Origin of the sequence: Rathayibacter sp. AY1A4 (genome assembly GCF_002930955.1) — a bacterium.
Lineage (GTDB): Bacteria > Actinomycetota > Actinomycetes > Actinomycetales > Microbacteriaceae > Rathayibacter.
On sequence record NZ_PSTN01000004.1, the window covers coordinates 129,327 to 150,081 of the forward strand.

Consider the following 20,755-nt stretch of genomic DNA (forward strand, 5'->3'; position numbering starts at 1 on the left):
GGCGGGACGCGGGAGCCGCCGGGCGGACCCCGCGGCCCGCTACTCCGCGCGCAGCCAGACCGTGGTGTCGGCGGGCAGCGCCGGCTCGTGCAGCTCCTCCGAGGACAGCACCACGGAGCCGACGGGCAGCTCGACCGGAGCCTCGCCGAGGTTCGCGATCACCGTGACGGCTCCGTTGCGGAACGCCACGACGTCCTCCGGGTAGCCCTCGAGCCACTCGACGGCGCCGGAGCCCAGGTCCTCGGCGCGGCGCACCGCGAGCAGGGACCGGTACAGCTCGAGCGTCGAGCCCTCGACACCGCGCTGGCGGTCGCGGGCGAGCGGCGCCCAGTCGCCGGGCTGCGGCAGCCAGGAGTCGCCGGAGCCGCTGAAGCCGTACGCGGGCGCGTCCGCCTCCCACGGGATCGGCACCCGGCAGCCGTCGCGGCCGTAGCGCTCGCCGCCGGTGCGGAACCAGGTCGGGTCCTGACGCGCCGAGTCCGGCAGGTCGATCGCCTCGGGGAGCCCGAGCTCCTCGCCCTGGTAGACGTAGGCGGAGCCGGGGAGCGCGAGCATGAGGGCGGTCGCGGCACGAGCGCGGCGCAGCCCCAGGACGGGGTCGGGGAGTCCCTGCGTGCGCGGGCCGATGCCGTAGCCCTGCGGGTTGTCGGACGTCAGGGCCAGGCGGCTCGCGTGGCGCACGACGTCGTGGTTCGACAGCACCCAGGTCGACGGGGCGCCGACGGCGGCGAAGGCCTCGACGGAGGAGTCGATGATGTCGCGGAGGGCGGGTGCGCTCCACGGGGTCTCGAGGTAGGCGAAGTTGAAGGCCTGGTGCATCTCGTCGGGGCGGACCCAGCGGGCGAGCTTGGAGAGCGGCTGCACCCACGCCTCGGCGCAGAGCACGCGGTCGTCCGGGTACTCGGCGAGCAGGGAGTGCCAGTCGCGGTAGATCTCGTGGACGCCGTCCTGCGCCCAGTAGGGGGCGGTGGCGGGCTCCTCGCCGTCGGCGGGAGCGACTCCGCCCATCGACCCGCTGTCGGCGGGCGGCGTGTAGTCGGGCAGCCCCTCAGCCTTGATCATCCCGTGCGCCACGTCGACGCGGAAGCCGTCGACGCCGCGGTCGAGCCAGAATCGGAGGACCTCCCGGAAGCGCTCGCGCACCCACTCGTTCGTCCAGTCGAAGTCGGGCTGCGAGGTGTCGAAGAGGTGCAGGTACCACTGGCCGGCCGAGCCGTCGGGCTCCATGACGCGGGTCCACGCGGGGCCGCCGAAGACCGACTCCCAGTTGTTCGGGGGCAGCTCGCCCGACTCGCCCCGGCCGTCGCGGAACAGGTAGCGCGCCCGCTCGGCGCTGCCCGCGGGAGCGGCGAGCGCCTCCTGGAACCAGCGGTGGGCGCTGGAGGAGTGGTTGGGGACGAGGTCGACGATGATCCGGATGCCCAGGGCGTGAGCGCGGGCGAGCATCGCGTCGAAGTCGGCGAGGGTGCCGAAGAGCGGATCGACGTCGCAGTAGTCGGCGACGTCGTAGCCCGCGTCCTTCTGCGGCGAGGTCATGAAGGGCGAGAGCCAGATCGCGTCGACGCCGAGCTCGGCGAGGCTCTCGAGGCGCGAGGCGATGCCGGGCAGGTCGCCGATGCCGTCGCCGTCCGCGTCCGCGAAGGAGCGCGGGTAGATCTGGTAGATGACGGCGGTGCGCCACCACTCGGCTCCCCGGCGGTGCTCGGCCTCGGAGTCGGGGCCGGGGGAGTTCTCGGGCGCGCCGGAGAGAGCGGAGTCCAGGGTCATGGGGTCGAGTTTATCGGGCGGCTCAGGGGCGCCGGGGGCACGCCCTCCGCCGTCCCGTACAGTCGACGGGTGATCGATGAGACGCCGGACGAGGCCCGAGCCCGACGCCGACGGGCGCTGCTGTGGGTGGTGCCGCTGCTGGTGCTGCTGGTCGGCGGCCTGGTCGCCGTCACCCTCGCGATCGGCGGATTCGCGCTGCGCAGCATGACCGGCGCCTCCGCCGTGCAGCTCGTCCTCGTCGCCTAGGCGGTCGCGGCCGGGCTGTCCTCGTCCTCGGGCGGGGGCGCGGAGGAGGTGCGCGCCCGCTCCTCGGACGCGTGCGCGGTCTCGGGCCCGGTCGCGCGGGTTTGCTCGTCGGCGCGGGTGACCGCCTCCGCGAGCTCGTCGGCGACGAGGTACCCGGGAGAGACGGCCTCGGCCCGGTAGGCCGCCCGGCCGACCATGTGCGCCGAGACGGGCACGGTCAGCAGCTGGAAGCCGATCACCAGCACGATGGTCCCCGCGGCGGCGAAGCCGGGGTTCCGGATGGCGACCGCGAGCATCACGCAGATCAGTCCGAGCACCTGCGGCTTCGTGCCCGCGTGCATCCGGGAGAGCAGGTCGTCGAACCGCATCAGGCCGATCGCGGCCAGCAGCGAGAGCAGGGCGCCGACCAGCAGCAGCACAGCGGTGAGCACGTCGAAGAACAGGTCCACGTCAGTCCTCCTCGCGGTTGGCCATGAACTTGGCGACGCTGATCGACCCGAAGACGGCGAACAGCGCGAGCCCGAGCGCGACGGGCAGGGTCCGCGCGTGGTGATTGACCGCCATCTCGGCGCCGATCCCGCAGATGATCGTCGCGACGAGCACGTCGGCCGCGACGACCCGGTCGAGCACGGACGGACCGCGGAGGATCCGCACGAGCGCGAGCAGGCAGGCGGCGCCGAAGACCGGCACCAGGATCCAGATCAGCCAGTCGATCACCGGACCACCCCCGATCCGGCCTCGATCGGCCGATTCACGCGCTGCACGTCCTCGCGGGAGCCGATGGCCCGGACGATGCGCGCTTCCGTCCGGAGGACCGTCCGGCGCACCTCGTCGATCCGCTCGCCCTCGTCGTGGGTCACGCCGAGCACGTGCAGGTAGAGGACGTTCAGCTGCGGGTCCACGTCGATCACCAGGGAGCCGGGGACGAGCGAGACGGCCTCCGTCGTCCAGACGAGCATCCCCTCGGAGCGGCTGCGCAGGTGCACGGCGACGATGGCGTTGTGCACCGGGACGGGCAGGGTCAGGATCTGCCAGGACACCCGCACCGAGGCCACCGCGATGTCGGCCAGCAGGCGCAGGAGGAAGAGGAGCACGAACCACGGGTTGATGCGGTTCGAGAACTCGACCGGCGGCAGGTAGAACACCCGGGTGATCAGCAGGGCGACCAGGAAGCCGGTGACGATCGACAGCACCGAGACGTCGTCCCAGAGCAGCACCCAGATCCCGACGAGGGTCACGAACATCGCGACGCGGTTCCAGATGTCGACGCGGCGGCGGGGGCTCATCGCGGCCCCTCCTCTCCGAAGGACGAGTCGCGGTAGACGGTCGCGATGTAGGTCGCGGGGTCGGCGACCGCGCTCGCCGCTCGCTCGCTCGCGTCGTAGAGGGGACCGGCGCCGACGGTCAGCACGACGCCGACGACGACCATCCCCGCGGTGGCGAGCACCATCATCGGCGGCGAGTGGCGGGTGCGGATGCTGCCCGTGTCGTGGGGGTCCTCCTGCAGCTGGTCGATCAGGGGCGACTCGTAGCCGGGCACCTCCTCCTGGCGGCGCCAGAACACCATGTTCCAGACGCGCGCGACGGCGTAGAGGGTCAGGAGCGAGGTCACGGCTCCGGCGGCGATGACGGCCCAGATCAGCCACGAGGGCTGGTCGACGGCCGACTCCGTGCCGGCGACGAAGAGCCCCACCTTGCCGAGGAAGCCGGTGAACGGCGGGATCCCGCCGAGGTTCATCGCGGGGATGAAGTAGAGCAGCGCCAGCAGCGGCGAGGCCTTGAGCAGCCCGCCGAGGCGCAGGATCGAGGTGGTGCCGCCGACGCGCTCGATCAGGCCGGTCGCGAGGAACAGCGTCGTCTGCACCGTGATGTGGTGGATGACGTAGAAGATCGTCGCCGCGTAGCCGGCCGGGGTGCCCACGGCGATCCCGAAGACCATGTAGCCGATGTGCGAGACCAGCGTGAAGGACAGCATCCGCTTGATGTCGGCCTGCGCGACCGCACCGAGGATGCCGACGATCAGCGTCAGCAGCGCCACCACCAGCAGCACTTCGCTCAGCCTCCCTCCCGGGAAGAGCAGGGTCTCGGTGCGGATCAGCGCGTACACGCCGACCTTGGTGAGGAGTCCGGCGAAGACGGCGGTGACCGGCGCCGGAGCCGTGGGGTACGAGTCCGGGAGCCAGAACGACAGGGGGAACACGGCCGCCTTGATCCCGAAGCCGAGCAGCAGCACCACGTGGAGCACCAGCTGCACGTCGGCGGGGAGCTCGGCGATGCGGATCGAGAGCTGCGCCATGTTGACCGTGCCGGTGGCGCCGTAGAGCAGGCCGATGGCCGAGAGGAAGAACACGCTCGAGACCAGGCTGACGACCACGTAGGTCGTGCCGGCGCGGATCCGCGGCGCGGTGCCGCCCAGGGTGATCAGCACGTAGCTTGCGGCCAGCAGGATCTCGAAGCCGACGTAGAGGTTGAACAGGTCGCCCGCGACGAAGGCGTTGAGGATGCCCGCCGAGAGGATCAGGTAGGTCGGGTGGAAGATCGTGACCGGCGTCTCGCGGTTGCCGTCGACGAGGCCCTGGCCGACCGAGAACAGCAGGACGCCCAGCAGGGTGATCGAGGTGATGACGAGCATCAGCGCGGCGAGCGGATCGACGACCAGCACGATGCCCCACGGCGGCTCCCAGCCGCCCACGTAGACGGCGCTGCCGCCTCCGTCGCCGGTGAGGACCAGCACGAGCATCACCGAGGAGATCACCAGAACGCTCGAGAGCGTCACGATGTTCACGGTGATCTGCGCGCGCCGGTGGCGTCCGAGGATCAGCGCGACGGCCGCTCCCAGGAGGGGGAGGGTGACGACGAGCGGGATCAGGGCATTCATCGGTCCTCCTTCCTGTCGTCGGTCATGGCGCTCTCCCCGTGCTTGGCGGCGGTGCCCTCGTCGCTGGACTCGAGCAGGACGTCGAGCGCCCGGTCGTCGGCGGTGGTCTGGGCCGAGATGCCCGCCGCGTCCTCGCGGACGGAGGCGTCGGTCTCGTCGTCCTCCACCTGGTCGGCGTTGGCGAGGCGCCAGCGCCGGTAGATCATCGCGAGGAGGAAGGCGGACACCCCGAAGGTGATCACGATCGCGGTGAGGATCAGCGCCTGCGGCAGCGGGTCGGCCATCTCGGCGGCGATCTGCTCGTAGGAGCGCCCGTCGTCGGTGACGAACGGCGCGATGCCCGAGCGGCCGGCCATCAGCAGGATGAGGATGTTGGTCGCGTTCCCGACGAGCAGGAACCCGATCAGGATGCGGGTGAGGCTGCGCTCGAGCATCTGGTAGACGCCCGCCGCGTACATCACCGCCATCACGACGACGAGGACGAGGGTGATGCTCATGCGCCGTCCCCCCTGCCCGGTCCGCCGACGACCGTGGAGCCGGTGGGCAGCGAGGTCTCGAGCCCGTCGACCGTGCCCTGGCCGGGGCCGGGGGTGCTGTCCGTCGAGTGCGTGACGCCGTCGCCCGAGGGGGAGCCCTGCTCGGCCTCCTCGCCGTGGCGGTCGACCTCGCCGCCGAGGCTGCGGAGGATGTCGAGGGCGAGGCCGATCACGATCAGGTACACCCCGATGTCGAAGAGGGTGGACGTGCCCAGGTGGAGCTCGCCCAGCACCGGCACCTCGAGGTCGAGCCAGCTCGACTCGAGGACCTCGAGGCCGAAGGCGAGGGAGGAGACGGCGGTGCCGACGGCGAAGAAGAGGCCGAGTCCGAGGACCTTGCCCGCGTCGATCGGCGCGGCCTCGCCGAGCTCGAAGCGGCCGCCGGCGAGGTAGCGCGCGACGAGGGCGAGACCGGCGAGCAGGCCGCCCGCGAAGCCTCCGCCCGGGGTGTTGTGTCCGGTGAAGAGCAGGTAGACCGACACGATCATCGCGGGGTGGAAGAGCAGGCGCACCAGCACCTCGAGCACGATCGAGCGGTTCTCCGGCCGGAGCGTGCGCCCGGCGACGAGCCAGGAGCCGCGGTCGCCGTCGCGCTCGGCGTCGGCGGAGGAGGCGGTCAGGTCCATCGCGCGCTCGCGGCGGTCGTCGGCGCTCTGCGACTCGAGGCGGGGAGCGCCTCCGGCCCGGCTGGAGAGGAAGATCAGGCTCGCGACGCCGGTGGCGACCACGACGAGGACCGAGATCTCGCCCATCGTGTCCCAGGCGCGGATGTCGACGAGCAGGACGTTGACGATGTTGCGGCCCTTGCCCTCCTCGTAGGCGAGGCGGGGCAGCTCGGCCGAGATCGGCGTCGCGGTCCGGGCGCCGAGGGCGATGGTGGCGGCGAGGGCCATGACCGCTCCGACCGCGATGCCGATGACGGCGCGCAGGCGCTTGCGCATCGGCTGGTGCTTCGCGGCGATGCGGGTCGGGAGGCGGCGCAGCACCAGGACGAAGACCACGAGGGTCACCGTCTCGATCAGCGCCTGGGTGAGGGCGAGGTCCGGTGCGCCCTGCAGGGCGAAGAGGGCCACCATCCCGTAGCCGGTGGCGCCGGCCAGCAGCACGGCGGCGACGCGGTTGCGGGCGATCGCGCACAGCACCGCCGCGAGGATCATCACGGCGGCGACCGCGAGCTGGCCCGGGCTGTCCCAGAAGACGAGATCGCCCGGCCAGGTGCGGTTGAGGGCGGCCGCACCGCCGACGCCGAGGACGAAGACCGCGAAGATCACCGTCAGGTAGCGGGGGAGCGAGCCGCGCTGGACGGACTCGGTGACCGTGCTGGCGACGCGGTCGAGCCAGCGGACGGTGGCCCAGTAGCCCTCGGCGGAGTCGATCCGGTTGGGCAGCATCGACTGGGCGCGCGCGACGGCGACGCGCTTGGCGAAGAGCAGGAGTCCCACGGCGATCACGAGGGCGCTGAGTGCCAGCGCGGGCTCGAAGCCGTGCCAGAGCGCGAGGTGGTAGCCGCCGTGGTCGGAGGCCTCCGCGGCGGCGGCGAGCTCCGGGTCGGCGTCCGGGGCGGCGTAGGGGAGGGTGTCCGCGTAGACGGCGACGAGCGGGTCGAGCATGGAGGCGGCGATCCCGCCGATCATGCTGGCGGCGGCCAGCAGCACCGGGGCGGCGGTGAAGGTCCACGGCTCGGCGTGCAGGTGCGTGTCCTCGAGCCCCTTCTTCCGGGCGAAGGCGCCCCAGAAGAAGCGCGCGGAGTAGGCCACGGTGAGGATCGAGCCGAGGACGAGGCCGACCAGCGCGACCCAGGCCCAGAACGAGCCCTGCTCGATCGCCGAGATCAGGCTCGCGAACACGGCCTCCTTGGCGACGAAGCCCAGCAGCGGCGGGATGCCCGCCATCGACAGCACGCCGACGAGGGCGGCGCCCGCGAGCACCGGCGCCTGCCGTCCCAGGCCGCTGAGCTTGCGGAGGTCGCGCGTGCCGGCGCGGTGGTCGACGATGCCGACGGTGAGGAAGAGCAGCGCCTTGAAGAGGGCGTGGGCGACGAGCAGGGTCAGTCCGGCCAGCGCGGCGTCGCGCGAGCCGAAGCCGACGGCGACGGTCAGGAAGCCGAGCTGGCTGACGGTGCCGTAGGCCAGCACGAGCTTGAGGTCGTACTGCCGGAGCGAGCGCCAGCCGCCGACGAGCATGGTCCAGACTCCGACGCTCACCACCACGGGCAGCCAGACGGAGTCGTCGGCGAAGCCCGGCGCGAGGCGCGCGACGAGGTAGATGCCGGCCTTCACCATCGCGGCGGCGTGCAGGTAGGCGCTGACCGGCGTGGGAGCGGCCATCGCGGCCGGCAGCCAGAAGTGGAACGGCACCAGGGCCGACTTCGAGAACGCGCCGAGCAGCACGAGCACCAGGGCCGTCGACACGATCGGGCCGGAGGGGGCGGCGGCGACGATCCCGGAGAGGCTGGTGGTACCGGCCTGCACGATCAGGACGATGATCCCGACCAGCATCGCCAGCCCGCCGAGAGTCGTGACCAGGAGCGCCTGGAGCCCGGCACCCCGGCTCTCCTTGCGCCCGCTGTAGTGGCCGATGAGGAGGTAGGAGAGGACGCTCGTCGCCTCCCAGAAGACGAAGAGGATGATCACGTCGTCGGCCGTGACCAGCCCGTACATCACTCCGGCGAACGCGGACAGGAGCGCTGCGAACCGGCCCAGCGAGGGCTCGTCGCGGCTGAAGTACGTCGCGCAGTAGGCGAGGACCAGGGCGCCGACTCCGCTGACCACGAGGGCGAGGACGATCGAGAGCGCGTCCAGGCGGAAGGAGAGGGCGATGTCGAGCGCGGGGATCCACGGCACCGACTCGCGGATCTCGCCGCCGTCGAGGATCGTCGGCAGGGCGGTCGCGGTGGCGACGAAGCTCGCGGCCGGGATCAGCGCCAGCGCGTAGAACGTCTTCGGCCCGAACCGGTCCACCAGCCAGGGGGTCACCACGGCGATCGCGAACGAGATCACGAGGATGAGGAGCATCACATGTTCCTCCCAAGGTGTACCCAGCGCATAAGTCGATCAAGAATATCGGAGCGCCCTCCCGCGGAACCTGAGTGCGCGGAGGCTTGACGGCCCCGTCGTGATCCGCCAGGGCCCTACCGTGGGGAGCATGGCCCGCTCGCTCCTCCCCGACCAGCTCTGCCGACTCCGCGTCCACGACCTCGCGACGGGGGAGTCGACGACCGTCTTCGAGTCCGACTCCCTCCTCGTGGAGGCGCCGAACTGGACTCCGGACGGCTCCGCCCTGATCGTGAACGGCGACGGCGGCCTCTTCCGACTGCCGCTCGAGGGGACGCCCGTGCTCGAGCCGATCCCGCTCGACGGTGTGCCGGCCGAGCTCAACAACGACCACGTGCTCGCCCCGTCCGGCGGGCTCGCCTACGTCTCGGCGCGCGACGGGCACCTGTACGCGGTCGAGCTCGACGGCTCCGCCCCCGCCCGCCGCCTGACCGCCGAGCGCGAGGGCGCGCGCTTCAAGCACTACCTGCACGGCGTCTCACCCGACGGCGCGACCCTCGCGCTGATCGGCGGCGGCGACGCCTCCGGGCGGTGGCGGACCGACGTGTACACGATGCCGGCCGGGGGAGGCGCGCTCACCGCCCTGACCGACGACGAGCCGGCGGACGACGGCGTCGACGTCTCGGCCGACGGCCGCACCCTCGTCTTCAACTCCGAGCGGGCCGGAGGAGGTGCGCAGCTGTTCCGGATCGGCCTCGACGGCTCCGCGCTCTCCCGCCTGGTCGAGTCGGACACGGTCGACTGGTTCCCGCACGAGTCGCCCGACGGCGCTCACCTGCTCTATCTCGCCTATCCGGAGGGGACGGCCGGGCACCCCGAGAACGTCGACGTCGAGCTGCGGCTGCTCGACCTCCCCGGGCGCTCGACGCTCGAGCCCGGCCGTGTGCTGGAGCGCCTCCACGGCGGGCAGGGGACGATCAACGTCTCCGGCTGGGCGCCGGACTCGACTCGCTTCGCCTACGCCGACTACCCGCGGCGCTGAGAGCCTGAGTCCTTGCCGCGCATGCGCGGGAGGGGGATCGATCACGGCGGGGAGCGGGTCTTGAATCGGGGGATGAGCATCGACAGCGCAGCATCCTCCTCCGTCACCCGCTCGCCGCTCGGCGACTCCGGCATCGACGTCTTCCCGCTCTCGCTCGGCGGCAACGTCTTCGGCTGGACCGCGGGCCGGCAGACCTCCTTCGACGTCCTCGACGGCTACACGGCCGCGGGCGGCGACTTCATCGACACCGCCGACGCCTACTCCGCCTGGGTCCCGGGCAACACGGGCGGCGAGTCCGAGACGATCATCGGCGAGTGGCTCGCGCAGCGCTCGGGGGACCGGGACGACGTGGTGATCGCGACGAAGGCGGGCCGCCACCCGCAGTTCACCGGCCTCGCGCCCGACACCGTGCGCGCGGCCGCCCGCGCCTCCCTCGAGCGCCTCGCGACCGACCGGATCGACCTCTACTACGCCCACTTCGACGACGAGGCCGTGCCGATGGCCGACATCGCCGCCGTGTTCTCCGAGCTCGTGGACCAGGGCCTCGTCCGCGCGATCGGAGTGTCGAACTTCAGCGCCGAGCGCGTCGCGGAGTGGCTGCGCATCGCGGGCGAGGAGGGCCTGCACGCGCCCGTCGCGCTGCAGCCGCACTACAACCTCGTGGAGCGCGGGATCGAGGCCGACCTGCTGCCCCTCGCCCGCGAGGCGGGGCTGGCCGTCGTCCCCTACTCCGCCCTGGCGTCAGGATTCCTGACCGGCAAGTACCGCGACGGATCGACGCCCGAGGGTCCGCGCGCCGACGGCGCCTCCCGCTACCTCGACGGCCGCGGCCGCCGGGTGCTGGCGGCGCTCGACGCGGCGGCGGAGGCGCACGGCGCCGAGGTGGCGACGGTGGCGCTCGCGTGGCTCCGCTCGCAGCCCGGAGTGGTCGCGCCGATCGCCAGCGCCCGCGTGATGGAGCAGCTGCCGGCGCTGATCGCCTCGGCCTCCCTCGAGCTGAGCGCCGAGGAGCTCGCCGCACTCGACGAGGCGAGCCGGGCGTAGCCGCAGACGGGCGGCCGCGGGGGCGCGTCCCCCGCGGTCATCGACGCTCCGCGGAGGTGCTATCGTCTAACGGTGCCAAATCGCGGGCACGCCCCGAGAGGGGCTGTCAGACCCGCAGGTGCGCCCCCTTAGCTCATTGGTAGAGCACTTCCTTGGTAAGGAAGAGGTAGTGGGTCCGATTCCCACAGGGGGCTCCGTTCCCCGCAGGCCAGACCTGCGAAGAACGCGCGGCGGGGTAGCTCAGGTGGTTAGAGCACACGGCTCATAATCGTGGTGTCGCGGGTTCAAGTCCCGCTCCCGCTACAGCGAGAAGGCCCCGGTTCGCGCGTCGAACCGGGGCCTTCGGCGTTCCCGGGCGAGGTCCTGCCCGCGGGAGAGGTCTCAGACCGCGCAGCCCGCGAAGAGCACGTCGTCCGAGGAGACCAGGTCCTCCAGGGTCAGCAGGCGGTCGAGGTCGTGGCCGGCGGCCAGGGCGTTGGCGCGCTCCGGAGCGGTCTGGGGGGCGAGGCGCCCCTCCATCACCCCGCCGAGGGCGCGGACGGCGCACGCGGCGACCACTCCCTCCGGGGTGCCGCCGATGCCGAGGACGAGGTCGACGCGGCCCGCGGGATCGGCCGCCTCGATCGCGACCGACACGTCGCCCTCGCCGCGCAGCTCGAGCGCGACCCCGGCCGCGCGCAGAGCCGCGATGAGCCCGGAGTGACGCGGCTTGTCGAGCACGACGACGACCAGCTCCGCGACGGGCTTCCCGAGCGCCGCCGCCAGCCGTGCGGCGTTCTCGGCGGGAGGGAGGTCGAGCGAGACGGCGCCCCGGCCCGCTCCGGAGCAGACCAGCTTGTCCATGTAGAACACGTCGCGCGGGTCGAACAGCGTGCCTCGCGGGGCCAGCGCGATCACGCTCACCGAGCCGGTGAGCCCCTCCGCCGTCAGCCGGGTGCCGTCGAGCGGATCGACCGCCACGTCGCAGGAGGGAGCGGAGGCGCGGCCGAGGCGCTCGCCGTTCGCGAGCATCGGGGCCTCGTCCTTCTCGCCCTCGCCGATCACGACGACGCCGTCGAACGGAGCGTCGGCCAGCACGGCGCGCATCGCCGCGACCGACGCCTCGTCCGCCGCGACCTTGTCGCCGCGCCCGTACCAGCCGCGCGCCGCCTCTGCCGCCGCGCGCACGGCGGCGGCCACCGCCTCCTGCAGCTCGGCCGGGTAGGCGGGCGACGCGATCAGCCGCAGGCCGCTCATGCGCGCGCGGGCTGGGCGGTCGCGGTGCGGACCAGCCGCTCCAGGGTGCGCAGTCCGTCGGAGGAGAGCACCGACTCCAGGTGCCCCTGCACCGACGCGACGTGCTCGCCGCGCAGGGCGTTGACCACTCCCGTCTCCGGGTCGACCGACACCTCGAGCCCCAGCCGGGGCGTGCGCGCGACGCCGGGGGCGACGGAGGAGAAGGTGTTGTAGAAGCCGATCGCGGCGTCCTCGCCGAACACGTCCACCGCCAGGCGCACGCCCTGGCGGGGCGCGGGCAGCGGCTCGACAGGGAGGCCCGCCAGCAGCGACAGCATCTGGTGGCTGAGGCAGACGGCGAGCATCGGCCGCTCCGCCTCGAGGCGCGTGGTCATCAGCGAGCGCAGGTGCGCGATCCGCGGGTCGGAGTCGTCGCGGGGGTCGCCCGGGCCGGGGCCGAAGACGACGAGGTCGTCGCTCAGCACGTCGGCGACCTCCGACCAGCGCTCGACCCGGGCGTCCATCCCGAGGTGGCGCAGCTGGTGGGCGAGCATCGTCGTGAACTGGTCCTCGTTGTCGACGATCAGCGCGGTGTGCCCGGCGAGGCCGGCGATGTGCTCGGGCGCCTGGGGCCGGAGCCAGAACGAGGCGAGCCGCTCGTTGCGCGCCTCGAGCGCCTCCTGCACGCCCGGCTGCGCGTTCAGGTCGATGGCCGGCGGCACCTCGCGGTGCGGCAGCAGGCCGAGGGCGGAGAGGACGCCCGACGCCTTCGCCCGCGTCTCGGCGACCTCGCCCTCGGGGGTGGAGTGGCGCACGAGCGTCGCGCCGGCCGGCACGGTGAGGCGGCCGTCCGCGCGGAGGTAGGCGGTGCGGATGAGGATGGGGGCGTCGACCGTGTAGCCGTGCTCCTCCGGCTCGAAGAGGGCGAGCACGCCGGAGTAGTAGCCGCGGGGCTCCTTCTCGTACTCGGCGATCACGGCGCACGCGTTCTCCATCGGCGAGCCGGTGACCGTGGGCGCGAACATCGTCAGCCGCAGGACCTCGCGCACGTCGAGTCCGGTGCGGCCCTCGAGCAGGTACTCGGTGTGGCTGAGCCGCGACATCTGCTTGAGGAACGGCCCGAGGATGCGGCCGCCGTCCGGGCAGACCGCGCTCATCATCTTCATCTCCTCGTCCACGACCATGAAGAGCTCCTCGCTCTCCTTGACGTCGGCGAGGAACGCGAGCACCTCCTCCCCGGTGGGTCCGGCCGCGGGGTGGCGGAAGGTGCCGCTGATCGGGTTCATCATCGCGACGCCGTCGCGCACCGAGACGTGGCGCTCGGGGGTCGCGCCGACGGCGGTGACCGTCTGCGCGCCGTCGACGCCGGGGGTGTGGATCGCGAAGGTCCAGTACGCGCCGGACTCGTCGGTGAGCAGGCGGCGGAACCAGGCCAGGACCGCCTCGACGGGCGGCGCGTCGGTCTGCGCGACGAAGGCGCGGTTGATGACGAAGTTGGCGCCCTCGCCGCGGCCGATCTCGTCCTCGATCACCCGGCGGACGATGTCGGCGTACTCGTCGTCCGGCACGTCGAAGCCGCGCTCCTCGACCGGGATCTCCCGCTCGGGCAGGAGCCGCAGCACCTCGGCCAGGGGGACGCTCTCGCGCTCGCGCACCACGAGGTTGCGCAGCGGGGCTCCGTCGTCCTTCGCCGCGAAGCCGCGCTCGCGCACCTGCCGGTAGGGCACGAGGGTCAGCACGTCGTCGCCGTCGAGCGGGATGTCGGCCAGGCCCTCGACGTCGAGCACGTCGCCCGTGAACACGTCGACGGCGTCGCGGCCCTGGCGGAGGACCACCGCGAACGGCAGCGTCCCGTCGGAGGCGAGGATGCGGGAGAGGAGCGAGGTCATCGTGGTCCTTGTATCGGGTCGTGCCCCACCCGGGCCCTGACATGCAGAACGACCGCCCGGAGGAGGCGGTCGCGTGCGAGGGGTCTGCGCGTCGGTCCGCCTAGGAGGCGGGCCACCAGGGGCTTCGGATCGACGTGCGCACGCGGCGAGTCTAGGGGAGAGCCGGGCGGCGGCCAAGCGGTGTCAGGCGGCCGGCCGCTCGGTCGACTCGCCCCGCAGGGTCCGGAGCAGAAGGGTCGCGCCGGCCGTCGCGGCGGGGGTGGCGACGACCGCGCCCCCGGGGACGAGGAACGCCAGGTAGACGGCGATGCCGAAGCCGAGCGAGACCGCGCGGTGCTCGCCGAGGAGGCGGCGGCGGTCGCGGAGGGAGAGCCCCCGGGCGTCGCCCGCGAACCCGGTCAGCTCGAGCGCGAGGGCCCTCCCGCCGACCAGGGCGCCCGCGACGAGGCCGACGATCGAGCCGACCAGCGGCACCAGGCCCAGCAGCACCAGGACCACGCCGATCCCGAGGGAGGTGGCGACCAGCACGGCGGAGTCGCGGAGGCCGCGGCCGACCCCCTGCCAGAAGGTGGTCTCGCGCTCGTCGGGCACGCCGCCGAGGTCGTCCTCGACCCGCCGCCAGATCCGCTCGTAGAAGGGGTCGCCGACCAGCAGGGTCACCGCGGCGAAGAGGACCACGCCGAGGGCGAGCACGGCGCCGACCACCGCGATCGAGAGCACCAGGCGGACGGTGGCGGCCGTGCCCTCGTCCCAGCCGCCGGCGAACGGGGTGAGCGCGGTCACCGCGTCCTGCACCCGCGTGAGCACCAGGACCAGCACGCCGACGAAGACCAGGCCGACGATCAGGGGCGGGATCGCGCCGAGGAGCATCGCCCGCGGCGAGCGGACCCAGGTGCGGAAGCCGCGGAGGAAGAGCCGGGCACCGAGGCCGAGATCGCGGAGGACGCTCATCCCCCGATCCTCGCAGGTGGGTCCGGGTCGGGGGTCCGGCAGAACGCCCGACTGCACGGGACGTGGAACCTCAGACCCGCTCGAACGGAGCGAGCAGCCCCGCCATCGCCTTCGTCCGCGGCGCGGCGTACTCGTCGCGCCGCGAGGTGCTGACGCCCATCGCGACGAGCCCCTCCACCAGGCGCACCGCCGAGGCGACGCCGTCGATCACGGGCACGCCCAGCTCCCGTGAGAGGTCGCGGCACAGGTCGGCCATGCCCGCGCAGCCCAGCACGATCGAGTCGGACCCGTCGACGGCCAGCGCTGCGGCGCACTCCGCCAGGATCGCGCGGCGGGCGTCGGAGCGGGGGTCGTCGAGCTCGAGCACCGGGATGTCGCAGGCGCGCACCTGGCGGCAGGCGTCGCCGAACCCGGCGCGGCGGGCGATGTCCCAGGCGCGGCCGCTGGTGCGCGAGAGCGTGGTGACCACGCTGAAGCCCCGGCCGACGAGCGCGGCCATGTGCATGGCGGCCTCGGCGATCCCCGCGACCGGGCCGCTCGCGATCTCGCGCGCGGCGTCGACGCCCGGGTCGCCGAAGCACGCGATGACCGCGCCGTCGCTGCCGGCCGCCTCCGCCCGGGCGATCTCGTGCAGGACGCCGGGCACGGCGAGCGCCTCGTCGTAGTGGCTCTCGATCGACGCCGGACCCATCGGCGGGGTGACGGCCGTGATCTCGGTGCCGAGCGAGGCGGCGGAGCGGGCGGCCCGGCCGATCGCCGCGGTCATCGCAGTGCTGGTGTTCGGGTTGACGACGGTGATGCGCATGGTGGTTCCTCGGTTCGGGTGCCGGGAGGGGGAGGGACCCGCCCGGCCGCCGGTCCGCGGGATGCGGAGCGGCCGGGGCGGATCCCTCCTCCGAGCCGGCCGGATCAGACGGTCGAGCCGTCGCTGACGTGCTCGAGGTCCTCGTCGAGGCGCCCGATCCGCGGCGCGCGCCGCTCGAGCACGGCCATCGCGACGAATCCGAGCCCGCAGCCGAGGAACCAGCTGTAGTCGCCGAGCCAGGTGAACTCCGCGCCTCCCGCCTCCGCGATCCAGCGCGGCACGAGCACCGAGGCGACGGAGGGGACTCCGCCGATCACGGTCGCCCAGACGGCGTTGGGGTTGAAGCCGCGCGAGAACCAGTAGCGGCCCTTCTCGCTCATCGTGTAGAGGTCGTCCACCCAGACGCGCTGGCGGCTGATCAGGTAGTAGCCCGCGATGAGGACGCCGAACAGCGGTCCGATCAGCGCGCCGAGGATGCCGAGCGTGTAGTGGATGGCGGTGTCGTTCGAGTACCAGTTCCACGGGGTGAGCAGCACCGAGCCGACGGCGGCGATCATGCCGCCCATCCGCCAGCTGATCTTCTTCGGGTTGACGTTGGAGAAGTCGAACGCGGGGGAGATGAAGTTGGCGACGATGTTGATGCCGATCGTCGCGATGACGAAGGTGAGGCCGCCGAGGAGCACGGCGAACCAGGTGTCGATCCGCTCGACGGTCTCGATCGGGTCGGTGATCAGCTCGCCGAAGACCGGCACGGTCGCCGAGGCGGTGATCACGGTGAGGAGGGAGAAGAAGAGGAAGTTGATCGGGAGGCCGAGCAGGTTGCCGCGCTTCACGGCGCCGTAGCTGCGGGCGTACCGGGAGAAGTCGCCGAAGTTGAGCATCGGGCCCGAGAAGTAGGAGACGACCAGGGCGACGGCCGAGATCATCACCGGCACCGCGGCGGCGAGGTCGAGCGGCTCGCCGGAGCCGAGGGTGAGCGAGATGTTCTCCCAGCCCGCCTGCGACACCAGGTAGACGGCCAGCACGAGCATCACCACGTAGACCGCCGGTCCCGCCCAGTCGATGAAGCGGCGGATCGACTCCATGCCCCGCCAGAACAGCGCGGCCTGCGCGACCCAGAGGATCGCGTAGGAGAGGTAGCCCAGAGCCGAGAGGCCGAGGAACGACGCCTCGGGCGTGTTCAGGGCGGCCATGCCCGGGAAGAACTTGAGGAAGACGATGTTCAGCGACTGCGCCGCCAGGTAGGTCTGCACGCCGTACCAGGCGATCGCGATCAGTCCGCGGATGATCGCCGGGATGTTCGCGCCGCGGATGCCGAAGATCGCGCGGTTGATGACGGGGTAGGGCACGCCGGTGACCTGGCTGGGCTTGGCGACGAGGTTGCAGAAGACCTGCACGATCACGATGCCCACCACCAGGGCGACGAGGACCTGCCAGCCGGCCAGGCCCAGCGCGAAGAGCGAGCCCGCGGTCACGTACCCGCCGACGCTGTGCACGTCCGACATCCAGAACGCGAAGATGTTGTAGCTCGACCAGCGCTGCTTCCGGAGCGGGGCGAGGTCCTCGTTGGAGAGGCGGTCGTCGTAGCCGGCGCTCGCCGCGGCGGCGGGATCCGGATCGACGGGGGGAGCGGTGACTCGGGGTGCGGTGGCGCGGTCGGACATGGGTGGATCCACCTCTCGGGCGGTCGTGCGCAGAGCGGCACGGAGCGGATGTGTCAGGGTGGTCGGGACGTCCGGCCGAGGAGGCGGGGCGTCGCGGAGAGCGTCTTGAGTGAAGTGATCACTTCACGCGGGCCACGCTACGAGTCGGGAGGCCGCCGCTCGTTTCGGCTCCGTTACGGCTGTGTGACGATCCGCGAGAGGGGACGGGCCATGCCCTCCGACGACACCGCGCCCGACGAGGCGGCCGCCCGGGCGATCGCGGACGGGGCCGGGCTCGGCGCCCGGCTGCGGGAGCTGCGGCTCTCGGCGGGCCTGTCGCTGAAGGCACTCGCCGGGCGACTCGGCATCTCCGTGAGCGCCGTCTCGCAGATCGAGCGCGGAGCGATGCAGCCCTCGGTCGGCCGGCTGATCGCCCTCGTGGACGCGCTGGGGGTCCCGCTGTCCGCCGTGTTCGACCAGGGCGCGTCGGCGCCGGTCGAGACCGCGGTCGTCCGGGCGCGCGAGTCGGCGCCCGTGGCGCTCGAGGGCGGAGTGCTGTTCCGCCGTCTGGCGCCGCGTCCGCTGGACGCCGTCGACTTCTTCGAGTCGACCTACCCGCCGGGCTCGACCTCGACGGCGTACCGGCAGCTGCTCCGCCACGACGGGTTCGAGATGGGGACGGTGACGCTCGGAGAGCTGACGGTCGAGTTCGAGGACGAGTCGGTCGTCCTCGGGCCGGGCGACGCCATCACGTTCCCGTGCGAGCGGCCGCACCGCATGGTCAACACGGGCTCGACCACGGCGATCGCGACCTGGCTGATCGTCCACCGCTGACACCGCGCCGGTGCTTCGTGCCGGACCCCTGGCGGCACCACCTGCGTATGGGACCCTGGTCCTCGCTCCTCCACAACGGGCGGACGACCGTCTCCTGTCCACACCCCGGTCGGGATCGGGGCGCGGCGGGCCCTCGGTGTCGGTACCGCCTGGTGGGCTGGTCTCCTCGACCGAGGGGTGCGGAACGTGGAGGAGCGGATGGACGGCAGGAACGACGAGGGGTGCCCGCGCTGGTGCGCGGGCGAGCACGACGAGCTGGTCGCGGCGGGGGAGCGGCTGCACCGCTCCGCGGCGAGCTCGCTCCCGGTGGTGCTCTGGGCGGGCCGAGACGGGGCCGCGGGCGCGACGGTGCACGTCTCCCTGTGCCGCCCGGGGGAGTCGGGGGAGGACAGGCTCCGCCTGGAGGCCGACGGGCTCGGCGAGGTCGACCTCGATCTCAGCTCGGGGTCGCGGCTGGCCGGCGCGGTGCTCCGGCTACTCGGCGCCGCGTGAGGTGCGCGGCGGGTCGGGCGGCAGGAGGTCCGTCAGCTCGATCTCGAGCGCCTCGCAGAGCGCGAGGAGGGTGTGCAGCGTGGGGTTCGCGGGCGAGCCGGGCTTCGACTCGCCCTTCTCGAACTTCTGGTAGGTGTAGCCCGCGAGCCCGGCCGCGTGGGCGATCCGCTCCTGGCTGGCGCCCTTGGCGATGCGGGCCCGGTGCATGTTGGTGCCGAGCTCGCGGGCGTAGGTCGCCCAGTCGCGCTCGGGAGTGGGTGTCGACATGCCCGCCAGCTTCGGAGAAGTTCGGCCGCGGGTCAGCCATACACGGATGGGAAATTGCCGGTGGTCATACCCGGGTGGCCACCGGTGGCGCCTCCGGAGCCCCGAGGGCCCCGCGACGGCAGCGCCTAGTATGGCCGGGTGCCAGTGAACCCCGAACTCGTCGGGCGCGTCTTCGCGCCCACGGAGCCCTATCAGGTGGGGCGCGAGAAGGTGCGCGAGTTCGCCCGCGCCGTCTCCGCGACCTCCCCCCTGCACCACGACGTCGAGGCCGCCCGCGCCGCCGGGCACCCCGACCTCGTCGCTCCGCCCACCTTCGCCGTCGTCGTGCAGGAGTTCACGCTCCAGCAGCTGCTCGCCGAGCCCGACGGCGGGATCGACTTCAGCCGCGTCGTGCACGGAGACCAGCGCTTCGTGCTGTCCCGTCCGGTCGTCGCCGGCGACGAGCTGACCGCGACCCTCTCGGTCGCCGCCATCAAGAAGCTCGGCGCCCACTCGATGGTCACCACCGAGTCCCGCATGGTCGACGCGAGCGGCGAGCACGTCGTCACCGCGATCTCGACCCTCGTGGTCAGGGGAGACGAATGAGCACCGCACTGCCCGCTCTCGCCGAGCTGAGCGTCGGCCAGGTCGTCGCCGAGAGCCGCTTCCCGATCGACCGCGGCACCCTGGTGCGCTACGCGGGCGCCTCGGGCGACTTCAACCCCATCCACTACCGCGACGACGTCGCCGCCGAGGTCGGCCTGCCCGGCGTGCTCGCGCACGGCATGCTCACGATGGGCACCGCGGTGCAGGTCGTCGTCGACTGGGTCGGGGACCCCGGACGCGTGGTCGACTACCAGGTGCGCTTCACCCGCCCCGTCGTGGTGGACCCGCGCGACGGCGCCGCGATCGACGTGGTCGCCAGGATCGGCGCTGTGAACGCCGAGGAGGGCTGGGTCCGCGTCGACCTCGCCGTCTCGGTCGATGGCCAGTCCGTCCTCGGCAAGTCCCAGGCGCGGGTCCGACTCGCGTGACCTCCGCGCCGCTGCTCTCCGCCCTGACCACCCTCCGCGTCGGCGGACCCGCCGAGCGCCTCGTCGAGCCCGCCACCGAGGCGGAGCTGGTCGAGACGCTCGTCGGCCTGTGGTCGGACGACGAGCCGTGGCTGCTGCTCGGCGGCGGCTCCAACCTCCTCGTGGGCGACGACGGGGTCGAGGGCACGGTCGTGCGCGTGCGCACCACCGGCGTCGAGCGGCTCCCCTCCGACGAGCCGGGGCGCGTGCTCCTGCGGGTCCAGGCGGGCGAGTCGTGGGACGGCCTCGTCGCGACGACCGTGGAGCGCGGCTGGGCGGGCCTCGAAGCCCTCAGCGGCATCCCCGGCACGGTCGGTGCGTCGCCGGTGCAGAACATCGGCGCCTACGGCCAGGAGCTCTCGGACACGCTGGTCGCGGTCGACTTCCTCGACGAGGGCGCCCGCGAGCCCGTCCGGCTGACGGCGGAGGAGCTGCAGTTCGCCTACCGCACCTCCGTGATCAAGCAGGGCCGCCGGGGCGCGGTGCTGGCCGTCGAGTTCGCGCTCGAGGAGGTCGGCGCCGAGGGCGACGGCACTCCCGTCGCCTACGGTCAGCTGGCGTCGGCGCTCGGAGTCGCGCTCGGCGACCGCGTGCCGCTCGCGCGGGTGCGCGAGACCGTGCTGGCGCTGCGTGCGGGCAAGGGCATGGTCCTCGATCCGGAGGACCCGGACACCGCGAGCGCCGGCTCCTTCTTCACCAACCCCCTCGTCACGAGCGCGTTCGCCGACTCCCTGCCGCCCGAGGCGCCGCGCTGGCCGGTCGAGCCGACGGCGGAGGCGCCCGTCATCACTCCGCTCGCCGCGGTCGAGGCAGGAGCGCCCGTCGGGCTGCCCGTGCCTCTCCGCGCCGACGGCCTGGTGAAGCTCAGCGCCGCGTGGCTGATCGAGCACGCCGGCGTCTCGCGCGGTTTCGCCCTGCCCGGCTCGCGGGCCGCCGTGTCGAGCAAGCACACCCTCGCCCTGACCAACCGCGGAGGAGCGACGGCTGAGCAGGTCGCCGAGCTCGCCCGGTACGTCCAGGGCCGCGTCCTGGCGGAGTTCGGCGTGCTGCTGCACCCCGAGCCCGTGGTGGTCGGCACCGCGGTCTGAGTCCGCGCGGTCT

Annotated in this window: 21 protein-coding genes and 2 tRNA genes; 10 read left to right on the forward strand and 13 right to left on the reverse strand. The window is 72.9% G+C overall.

The window, feature by feature from the left end; translation table 11 throughout:
• Positions 1–39: 39 nt before the first annotated feature.
• Positions 40–1,767 (reverse strand): glycoside hydrolase family 13 protein, encoded by a 1,728-nt coding sequence (locus C5B92_RS04225; protein ID WP_104254840.1) that lies wholly within the window; start codon positions 1,765–1,767, stop codon positions 40–42.
• Between the two features lie 69 nt (positions 1,768–1,836).
• On the opposite strand from C5B92_RS04225, the gene C5B92_RS17165 reads away from it, so the two are divergent.
• On the forward strand, positions 1,837–2,013 hold the full coding sequence (locus tag C5B92_RS17165; RefSeq protein WP_159939698.1) for a hypothetical protein: 177 nt from the start codon (positions 1,837–1,839) through the stop codon (positions 2,011–2,013).
• Here the strand turns inward: C5B92_RS17165 and mnhG are convergent.
• The 6 genes from mnhG to C5B92_RS04255 are packed head-to-tail and all read right to left on the reverse strand — an operon-like array spanning position 2,010 to position 8,441.
• Entirely contained in the window at positions 2,010–2,462 is a 453-nt protein-coding gene (gene mnhG, locus C5B92_RS04230) for a monovalent cation/H(+) antiporter subunit G (RefSeq protein ID WP_258061253.1), read from the reverse strand. The genes C5B92_RS17165 and mnhG overlap by 4 nt on opposite strands.
• A gap of 1 nt (position 2,463) precedes the next feature.
• Positions 2,464–2,730: a monovalent cation/H+ antiporter complex subunit F gene (locus C5B92_RS04235; protein WP_308470711.1), complete on the reverse strand. Its 267-nt coding sequence runs from the start codon at positions 2,728–2,730 to the stop codon at positions 2,464–2,466.
• Positions 2,727–3,299, reverse strand: a complete 573-nt coding sequence (locus tag C5B92_RS04240) for a Na+/H+ antiporter subunit E (protein ID WP_104234245.1) — start codon at positions 3,297–3,299, stop codon at positions 2,727–2,729. The genes C5B92_RS04235 and C5B92_RS04240 overlap by 4 nt, the downstream gene beginning before the upstream one ends.
• The gene (locus C5B92_RS04245; protein WP_104223613.1) at positions 3,296–4,891 is read right to left on the reverse strand and encodes a Na+/H+ antiporter subunit D; all 1,596 of its coding nucleotides are present in this window, start codon (positions 4,889–4,891) and stop codon (positions 3,296–3,298) included. The genes C5B92_RS04240 and C5B92_RS04245 overlap by 4 nt, the downstream gene beginning before the upstream one ends.
• On the reverse strand, positions 4,888–5,388 hold the full coding sequence (locus C5B92_RS04250) for a Na(+)/H(+) antiporter subunit C (RefSeq protein WP_104223614.1): 501 nt from the start codon (positions 5,386–5,388) through the stop codon (positions 4,888–4,890). Before C5B92_RS04250 ends, C5B92_RS04245 begins: the two co-directional genes overlap by 4 nt.
• Positions 5,385–8,441 (reverse strand): Na+/H+ antiporter subunit A, encoded by a 3,057-nt coding sequence (locus C5B92_RS04255; RefSeq protein ID WP_104350095.1) that lies wholly within the window; start codon positions 8,439–8,441, stop codon positions 5,385–5,387. Before C5B92_RS04255 ends, C5B92_RS04250 begins: the two co-directional genes overlap by 4 nt.
• Positions 8,442–8,571: 130 nt before the next feature.
• Between C5B92_RS04255 and C5B92_RS04260 the strand changes: the two genes are divergently transcribed.
• The 4 genes from C5B92_RS04260 to C5B92_RS04275 all read left to right on the forward strand — a co-directional run bounded on the left by C5B92_RS04260 (position 8,572) and on the right by C5B92_RS04275 (position 10,809).
• Positions 8,572–9,462 carry a PD40 domain-containing protein gene (locus tag C5B92_RS04260; protein ID WP_104350096.1) on the forward strand — a complete coding sequence of 297 codons (891 nt, stop codon included), beginning with the start codon at positions 8,572–8,574 and terminating at the stop codon, positions 9,460–9,462.
• Between the two features lie 72 nt (positions 9,463–9,534).
• Entirely contained in the window at positions 9,535–10,506 is a 972-nt protein-coding gene (locus C5B92_RS04265) for an aldo/keto reductase (protein WP_104260450.1), read from the forward strand.
• Between the two features lie 122 nt (positions 10,507–10,628).
• Positions 10,629–10,700 (forward strand) — tRNA-Thr (locus tag C5B92_RS04270).
• A 35-nt stretch (positions 10,701–10,735) separates the two neighbouring features.
• A tRNA-Met gene (locus tag C5B92_RS04275) sits at positions 10,736–10,809 on the forward strand.
• 78 nt (positions 10,810–10,887) lie between these two features.
• Here C5B92_RS04275 and C5B92_RS04280 read toward each other — a convergent pair.
• The 5 genes from C5B92_RS04280 to C5B92_RS04300 form a co-directional block, all read right to left on the reverse strand.
• The gene (locus C5B92_RS04280) at positions 10,888–11,742 is read right to left on the reverse strand and encodes a fructose-bisphosphatase class II family protein (RefSeq protein ID WP_104350097.1); all 855 of its coding nucleotides are present in this window, start codon (positions 11,740–11,742) and stop codon (positions 10,888–10,890) included.
• On the reverse strand, positions 11,739–13,610 hold the full coding sequence (locus C5B92_RS04285; protein ID WP_104254835.1) for an anthranilate synthase family protein: 1,872 nt from the start codon (positions 13,608–13,610) through the stop codon (positions 11,739–11,741). The genes C5B92_RS04280 and C5B92_RS04285 overlap by 4 nt, the downstream gene beginning before the upstream one ends.
• 183 nt (positions 13,611–13,793) lie before the next feature.
• Positions 13,794–14,561 carry an EI24 domain-containing protein gene (locus C5B92_RS04290; protein WP_104350098.1) on the reverse strand — a complete coding sequence of 256 codons (768 nt, stop codon included), beginning with the start codon at positions 14,559–14,561 and terminating at the stop codon, positions 13,794–13,796.
• Between the two features lie 70 nt (positions 14,562–14,631).
• Entirely contained in the window at positions 14,632–15,366 is a 735-nt protein-coding gene (locus C5B92_RS04295; RefSeq protein WP_104350099.1) for an aspartate/glutamate racemase family protein, read from the reverse strand.
• Between the two features lie 104 nt (positions 15,367–15,470).
• Entirely contained in the window at positions 15,471–17,030 is a 1,560-nt protein-coding gene (locus tag C5B92_RS04300) for an NCS1 family nucleobase:cation symporter-1 (protein ID WP_104254834.1), read from the reverse strand.
• Between the two features lie 210 nt (positions 17,031–17,240).
• Between C5B92_RS04300 and C5B92_RS04305 the strand changes: the two genes are divergently transcribed.
• Both C5B92_RS04305 and C5B92_RS04310 read left to right on the forward strand, forming a co-directional pair.
• Entirely contained in the window at positions 17,241–17,843 is a 603-nt protein-coding gene (locus C5B92_RS04305) for a helix-turn-helix domain-containing protein (protein WP_104350100.1), read from the forward strand.
• A gap of 198 nt (positions 17,844–18,041) precedes the next feature.
• Positions 18,042–18,335: a DUF6907 domain-containing protein gene (locus tag C5B92_RS04310; protein WP_104254833.1), complete on the forward strand. Its 294-nt coding sequence runs from the start codon at positions 18,042–18,044 to the stop codon at positions 18,333–18,335.
• Here the strand turns inward: C5B92_RS04310 and C5B92_RS04315 are convergent.
• Positions 18,318–18,602, reverse strand: a complete 285-nt coding sequence (locus C5B92_RS04315) for a helix-turn-helix domain-containing protein (protein WP_104223625.1) — start codon at positions 18,600–18,602, stop codon at positions 18,318–18,320. The genes C5B92_RS04310 and C5B92_RS04315 overlap by 18 nt on opposite strands.
• Before the next feature lie 138 nt (positions 18,603–18,740).
• Here C5B92_RS04315 and C5B92_RS04320 point away from each other — a divergent pair, with 138 nt between their 5' ends.
• The 3 genes from C5B92_RS04320 to C5B92_RS04330 are packed head-to-tail and all read left to right on the forward strand — an operon-like array spanning position 18,741 to position 20,742.
• Positions 18,741–19,187, forward strand: coding sequence for a MaoC family dehydratase N-terminal domain-containing protein (locus C5B92_RS04320; RefSeq protein ID WP_104227045.1), 447 nt, complete (start codon positions 18,741–18,743; stop codon positions 19,185–19,187).
• The gene (locus tag C5B92_RS04325; RefSeq protein ID WP_104254832.1) at positions 19,184–19,615 is read left to right on the forward strand and encodes a MaoC/PaaZ C-terminal domain-containing protein; all 432 of its coding nucleotides are present in this window, start codon (positions 19,184–19,186) and stop codon (positions 19,613–19,615) included. The genes C5B92_RS04320 and C5B92_RS04325 overlap by 4 nt, the downstream gene beginning before the upstream one ends.
• Positions 19,612–20,742 carry a UDP-N-acetylmuramate dehydrogenase gene (locus tag C5B92_RS04330; protein ID WP_104254831.1) on the forward strand — a complete coding sequence of 377 codons (1,131 nt, stop codon included), beginning with the start codon at positions 19,612–19,614 and terminating at the stop codon, positions 20,740–20,742. Before C5B92_RS04325 ends, C5B92_RS04330 begins: the two co-directional genes overlap by 4 nt.
• Positions 20,743–20,755 lie beyond the last annotated feature (13 nt).

What these genes read in the sequence shown, in the direction of transcription:
- C5B92_RS04285 (WP_104254835.1), bottom strand. Translation starts at nt 13,610, where the DNA reads ATGACCTCGCTCCTCTCCCGCATCCTCGCCTCCGACGGGACGCTGCCG.
- C5B92_RS04305 (WP_104350100.1), top strand. Translation starts at nt 17,241, where the DNA reads ATGCCCTCCGACGACACCGCGCCCGACGAGGCGGCCGCCCGGGCGATC.
- C5B92_RS04255 (WP_104350095.1), bottom strand. Translation starts at nt 8,441, where the DNA reads ATGCTCCTCATCCTCGTGATCTCGTTCGCGATCGCCGTGGTGACCCCC.
- C5B92_RS04295 (WP_104350099.1), bottom strand. Translation starts at nt 15,366, where the DNA reads ATGCGCATCACCGTCGTCAACCCGAACACCAGCACTGCGATGACCGCG.
- C5B92_RS04250 (WP_104223614.1), bottom strand. Translation starts at nt 5,388, where the DNA reads ATGAGCATCACCCTCGTCCTCGTCGTCGTGATGGCGGTGATGTACGCG.
- C5B92_RS04315 (WP_104223625.1), bottom strand. Translation starts at nt 18,602, where the DNA reads ATGTCGACACCCACTCCCGAGCGCGACTGGGCGACCTACGCCCGCGAG.
- C5B92_RS04310 (WP_104254833.1), top strand. Translation starts at nt 18,042, where the DNA reads ATGGACGGCAGGAACGACGAGGGGTGCCCGCGCTGGTGCGCGGGCGAG.
- C5B92_RS04265 (WP_104260450.1), top strand. Translation starts at nt 9,535, where the DNA reads ATGAGCATCGACAGCGCAGCATCCTCCTCCGTCACCCGCTCGCCGCTC.
- C5B92_RS04300 (WP_104254834.1), bottom strand. Translation starts at nt 17,030, where the DNA reads ATGTCCGACCGCGCCACCGCACCCCGAGTCACCGCTCCCCCCGTCGAT.
- C5B92_RS04290 (WP_104350098.1), bottom strand. Translation starts at nt 14,561, where the DNA reads ATGAGCGTCCTCCGCGATCTCGGCCTCGGTGCCCGGCTCTTCCTCCGC.
- C5B92_RS04280 (WP_104350097.1), bottom strand. Translation starts at nt 11,742, where the DNA reads ATGAGCGGCCTGCGGCTGATCGCGTCGCCCGCCTACCCGGCCGAGCTG.
- C5B92_RS04260 (WP_104350096.1), top strand. Translation starts at nt 8,572, where the DNA reads ATGGCCCGCTCGCTCCTCCCCGACCAGCTCTGCCGACTCCGCGTCCAC.
- C5B92_RS04325 (WP_104254832.1), top strand. Translation starts at nt 19,184, where the DNA reads ATGAGCACCGCACTGCCCGCTCTCGCCGAGCTGAGCGTCGGCCAGGTC.
- C5B92_RS04240 (WP_104234245.1), bottom strand. Translation starts at nt 3,299, where the DNA reads ATGAGCCCCCGCCGCCGCGTCGACATCTGGAACCGCGTCGCGATGTTC.
- C5B92_RS04245 (WP_104223613.1), bottom strand. Translation starts at nt 4,891, where the DNA reads ATGAATGCCCTGATCCCGCTCGTCGTCACCCTCCCCCTCCTGGGAGCG.
- C5B92_RS04225 (WP_104254840.1), bottom strand. Translation starts at nt 1,767, where the DNA reads ATGACCCTGGACTCCGCTCTCTCCGGCGCGCCCGAGAACTCCCCCGGC.